At 64.5% G+C, this 865-nt stretch carries 2 pseudogenes; both read left to right on the plus strand.

From position 1 onward, the window contains the following. Positions 1-219, plus strand: a pseudogene (locus ACRXB1_RS36920) (hypothetical protein); the annotation flags it as partial. A gap of 41 nt (positions 220-260) precedes the next feature. After that, positions 261-865: pseudogene (locus ACRXB1_RS36925) on the plus strand (NfrA family protein); the annotation flags it as partial.

Genomic DNA, 865 nt, shown 5'->3' on the forward strand with positions numbered 1-865 from the left:
TACGCGGAAAGCTTCTGCGATGACCCGCACGCGCTCGCGCCGGAACTTGGCGCTGAGGGCATCGCAAAACCTTTCCGCGTGGCGCCCGGGTCAGCATTTCGCTCGGCCACGGCGCAGGAACTCAAGCTGCAACTCGATGCCTATCGCGGTTATCGCACGTACCTTTTCGATGGCCCTCACTACGTGCCGCCTCAACTCGTGGACAGTCTCCTGCAGTGAATATCATCCAGTCTCTGACTCACCATGTTCTTTCCAGACGCATGCAAGCGTCCGCATTCGGCATCGCGATTTTGTGGTCCGTCCCCGGCATGCCCCAGGCCGACCAAACGCTGCCGTTGCCGCTGACCGGCAGCGCCTACAGGGTCGCCCGGCAGGCGTACGGAAGCTACGACAGCCATCGCTACCAGGCGAGCGTTGGCTATGCGCGCGAAGCGATCCGTCAACGACCCGATGTGATGTCGCTGCGCCTGCTGCTCGCCAGCGCGCTCGAAGCGCAAGGCGACAGGCGAGCGGCAGTGCGTGCAATAGACGATGCCATCAAGGCCCTCGGTCCCGAACCCGCGTTGCGCGCTCGCCGCAGTGCGCTGCTTGCGATCATTGCGAGCGGCGCGAACGGTCCTTCCGATCCGAACGCGCTGACCGGCAACATGGCGAAGACGGCGCAGCGTGCTTACAGGGCGTATGCGAAGCATGACTATGACGACGCGATCGCAGCGGCAAACGAGGTGCTGGCCGCGCGGCCCGACGTCATGCCGCTCTATCTCCTCGTGATCGACGCGCTAACCGCGCAAGGGCGCGACCTGGATGCGTACGACGCGGTCATCGCAGAAACGCAGCGTGGCGGCGATAACCCTGGGCTGCGCGA

It is taken from the genome of Caballeronia sp. M23-90, from assembly GCF_053574605.1.